Origin of the sequence: Pseudomonas sp. LSJ-87 (assembly GCF_032971465.1) — a bacterium.
GTDB classification, from domain to species: Bacteria; Pseudomonadota; Gammaproteobacteria; order Pseudomonadales; family Pseudomonadaceae; genus Aquipseudomonas; species Aquipseudomonas putida_Z.
Map to the genome: position 1 here is coordinate 1 of NZ_JAWJYQ010000038.1, position 4,521 is coordinate 4,521.

Annotated in this window: 3 protein-coding genes; all 3 read left to right on the forward strand. The window is 64.9% G+C overall.

The window, feature by feature from the left end; translation table 11 throughout:
* The first annotated feature begins 126 nt into the window (after window positions 1-126).
* Window positions 127-1,347: a putative DNA modification/repair radical SAM protein gene (locus RYH74_RS20455; RefSeq protein ID WP_317410039.1), complete on the forward strand. Its 1,221-nt coding sequence runs from the start codon at window positions 127-129 to the stop codon at window positions 1,345-1,347.
* Window positions 1,338-2,180, forward strand: a complete 843-nt coding sequence (locus tag RYH74_RS20460) for a TIGR03915 family putative DNA repair protein (protein WP_085616534.1) — start codon at window positions 1,338-1,340, stop codon at window positions 2,178-2,180. The genes RYH74_RS20455 and RYH74_RS20460 overlap by 10 nt, the downstream gene beginning before the upstream one ends.
* Before the next feature lie 203 nt (window positions 2,181-2,383).
* On the forward strand, window positions 2,384-4,450 hold the full coding sequence (gene treS / locus RYH74_RS20465) for a maltose alpha-D-glucosyltransferase (RefSeq protein WP_317410040.1): 2,067 nt from the start codon (window positions 2,384-2,386) through the stop codon (window positions 4,448-4,450).
* The last annotated feature ends 71 nt before the right edge of the window (window positions 4,451-4,521 follow it).

Genomic DNA, 4,521 nt, shown 5'->3' on the forward strand with positions numbered 1-4,521 from the left:
CCACTTTTTCGGGGGCAGTCCAGGTTCCTGCCCGCCAAGGTAGTCGGGCATGGCCGGCGCACAATCGCTTGCAATCCGTCACATCTCAAAATACTGTATGAATATTCAGTATCACAGGTCAGTCCCATGCAACTCATCGCCAAACTCGGCATCCTTGCCGATGCTGCCAAGTACGACGCATCCTGCGCCAGCAGCGGCGCGCCCAAGCGCAACTCGCGCGGGGCTGATGGCCTGGGTGCTACCAATGGCATGGGCATCTGTCACAGCTACACCCCCGACGGGCGCTGCGTCTCGCTGCTCAAGGTGCTACTGACCAACTTTTGCCTCTACGACTGCCAGTACTGTGTCAACCGCCGCTCCAGCAACGTGCCACGCGCGCGCTTCAGCCCCGAGGAAGTGGTCCGGCTGACCCTGGACTTCTACCGGCGCAACTGCATCAGCGGCCTGTTCCTCAGCTCCGGCATCATCCGCTCGGCGGATTACACCATGGAGCAGCTGATCCGCGTGGCGAAGCTGTTGCGCGAAGAGCATGAGTTCCGCGGTTACATTCACCTCAAGACCATCCCCGATGCCGACCCGTTGCTGATCGAAGAGGCCGGGCGCCTGGCAGACCGGCTCAGCGTCAACATCGAGCTGCCGACCGACGCCAGCCTGAAACGCCTGGCACCGGAGAAACAGGCGCACACCATTCGCCAGGCCATGGGCGTGATCCACCAGGGCCAGCAAGCCGTGGCCCACGAACCCAAGGCGCCGCGCTTTACCCCGGCCGGGCAAAGCACCCAGGTGATCGTCGGGGCCGACAGCACCGACGACAGCACATTGCTGCGCAATGCCGAATCGCTGTACCAAGGCTATGGCCTCAAGCGCGTGTACTACTCCGCCTTCAGCCCCATCCCTGACAGCCCCGGCAGCGTCCCCCTGGCCGCACCACCGCTACTGCGCGAGCACCGCCTGTACCAGGCTGACTTCCTGCTACGTGGCTATGGCTACAAGGCCGGCGAGCTGCTGGGCCAGAGCGGCAACCTGGCACTGGATATCGACCCCAAGCTGGCCTGGGCGCTGGCCAACCGCGAAGTGTTCCCGCTGGACGTGAACCGTGCCGAGCCGGCGCTACTGGCGCGCATCCCCGGCATCGGCCTGCGCAGCGTGCAACGCCTGGTAGCCCTGCGACGCGAACGGCGCATTCGCTACGATGACCTGATCCAGCTGCGCTGCGTGCTGGACAAGGCGCGGCCGTTCATTGTCACCAGCGACTACCGCCCGGCCCAGGCCGAGCTGCGCAGCGGCCTGCTGAGGGCGCGCTTGCGTGAGCCGCAGGCGCCGGTGCAGATGGGCTTGTGGGGATGATCGCGCTCGACTGCGACGGCCTGTTCGCCACCTGGCGTGACCAGGCCCGGGTGTTGTTGGGGCATGGCATCGACCCGTCGGAGGTGACCTGGGCGCAAGGGCCGATGGCTGATTTGCTGGCCGTACCGACAGCGCTGCCGGAAGGCTCCGGTCCTTTTCGCGCCAAGGTGCCAGCGGCGCTGTTGAGCCAGCTGGAACAGGCCGCCCGCTACCGTGGCGAGCACCGCTGGAACCTGCTTTACGAGGTACTTTGGCGGGTGGCCCATGGCGACCGCACTGCAATGCTGGCGGGTGACCGACTGGGCAGCGAGCTGCAAAGACGGATAAAGCAGGTCAATCGCGAAGCGCACCACCTGCATGCGTTTGTACGCTTCGTGCCACTACCCGAAGTATTGGCTGAACAGCTGCAACTCGACCTGGTGGCCTATCACGAGCCGGCGCATGACATTCTGGAAAGCGCCAGTGCGCATTTCGCCGACCGCCTGGGGCGTTTGCGCTGGATGATTGCCACGGCGCACGACGGCATACGCTTCGACGGCCAGGCATTCGACTACCAGCGCCAGTGCCCCGAGCCCTGGCGCCAGTGGGCCCGCAACGCCGAAGACCCTGGCGCCGAATTGTGGCGCACCTACTATCGCCATACCTTCAACCCTGCCCGCCTCAACCCCGACGCCTTGCGCCTGCACATGCCCGGGCGGTTCTGGCGTCATTTGCCGGAGGGCATGCTGATTCCGCAGCTCGAAGGCCTGGCTCGGCAAGGCAAGCAACGGGATGGCCAAGCCCTGGAAGTCGCCTCCCAGGCTGGCAAACAGATCAGCAAGCCCACACGGTAGTTGCGTATTCGCAAACCTTGATCAGTGGGGATTTCTTCGCGGGCATGCCCGCTCCCACAGGTATTGCACTGTTCTCAACGTGTGTGGAGACCGCTGTGGGAGCGGGCGCGCCCGCGAAGCAGCCAAACCATACTCAAGCCGAACGATCAGCCGCCACAGCCGTCATAACCTGAGCCGCTGCCGACACGCAAAGAGGACGCGAAATGACCCAACCCGACCCGTCATACGTCAAATGGCTCGAAGACCGCGCCATGCTCAGGGCCTCCCAGCAACGCACCCACCTGTACTCGGGCCAGTCGCGCCTGTGGCAGCAGCCCTACGCCGAAGCCCAGCCCCGCCGCGCCACTGATATCGCTTCGGTCTGGCTGACCGTCTACCCCGACGCCATCATCGCCCCCGAAGGCTGTTCGGTGCTCGCTGCCCTGGCCCACGAAGCGCTGTGGAAGCGCTTGTCGGAGATCGGCATCCAGGGCCTGCACACCGGCCCCATCAAGCTGTCCGGTGGCATTCGTGGCCGTGAGCTCACCCCCAGCGTGGACGGCAACTTCGACCGCATCAGTTTCGACATCTACCCGCTGTACGGCAGCGAGCAGGAGCTGATCCAGATGAGCCGCATGGCCGCCGCGCACAACGCCGTGACCATCGACGACCTGATCCCCTCGCACACGGGCAAGGGTGCCGACTTTCGCCTGGCCGAGCTGGCCCACGGACCCTATCCGGGGCTGTACCACATGGTCGAAATCCGCGAGGAAGACTGGCCGCTGCTGCCCGAAGTGCCTGCCGGGCGCGACGCGGTCAACCTGCTGCCGGCCCAGTGCGACGAGCTCAAGGCCCGCCATTACATCGTCGGCCAGCTGCAACGGGTGATCTTCTTCGAACCAGGTGTTAAGGAAACCGACTGGAGCGCCACGCCGCCGGTGACCGGTGTGGATGGCAAGACCCGGCGCTGGGTGTACCTGCACTACTTCAAGGAAGGCCAGCCGTCGCTGAACTGGCTGGACCCGACCTTTGCCGCCCAGCAGATGATCATTGGCGATGCCCTGCACGCCCTGGACTGCCTGGGTGCACGCGGCCTGCGCCTGGATGCCAACGGCTTTCTCGGCGTGGAGACCCGCGCCAGCGGCACTGCCTGGTCGGAAAGCCACCCGCTGTCGATCGTCGGCAACCAGCTGATCGGTGGCATGATCCGCAAGGCCGGCGGTTTCAGCTTCCAGGAACTGAACCTGACCCTCGACGACATCGCGCAGATGTCCAGGGGCGGTGCCGACCTGTCCTACGATTTCATTACCCGGCCGGCCTACCAGCATGCGCTGCTGACCGGCGACACCGAGTTCCTGCGCCTGATGCTCAAGGAGATGCATGCCTTCGGCATCGACCCGGCGTCGCTGATCCATGCCCTGCAGAACCATGACGAGCTGACCGTGGAGCTGGTGCATTTCTGGACCCTGCATGCCCACGACATGTACCTGTACAAAGGCCAGACCTTGCCCGGCGGCATCCTGCGCGAGCACATCCGCGAAGAGATCTACGAACGGCTGTCGGGCGAGCATGCGCCGTACAACCTGCGCTTCGTCACCAATGGCATAGCCTGTACCACGGCCAGCCTGATCGCCGCTGCACTGGGCATCCGCGACCTCGGGCAGATCGGGGTTGCAGAAATCGAGCTGATCCAGAAGGTGCACCTGCTGCTGGTCATGTACAACGCCATGCAGCCGGGGGTGGTGGCGCTGTCCGGCTGGGACCTGGTGGGCGCCCTGCCCTTGCCCGCCGAAGCGGTCGCGCAGCGGATGCTGGATGGCGATACCCGCTGGATTCACCGCGGCGGCTACGACCTGGCCGGGCTGGAGCCGCAGGCCCAGACGTCGGTGCGTGGCATGCCCCGTGCCCGGGCGCTGTATGGCAGCCTGGACAGCCAGCTGGAAAATGGCGATTCGTTTGCCTGCAAGGTGAAGAAGCTGCTGGCGGTGCGCCAGGCCTATGGCATCGCCACCAGCCGCCAGGTGCTGGTACCTGAAGTCAGCAGCCCCGGCTTGCTGGTAATGGTGCATGAACTGCCGGCCGGGCGTGGCATCCAGATCACTGCGCTGAACTTTGGCCAGGAAGTGATTGCCGAGGAGCTGCAACTGACCGGGTTCACGCCGGGGCCGGTGGTGGACATGATCAATGAAACGGTCGAAGGGGATTTGACCGAGGATGGGCGCCTGATGGTGAACCTGGACCCGTATGAGGCGCTGTGCCTGCGGATCGTCAACAGCAGCGGCCATGTCTGAATTGTATTTGCCCCTGTTGCCTTCGCCGGTGACGCTCTGAACGGCAGCCACGCGATACCTGTGGGAGCGGG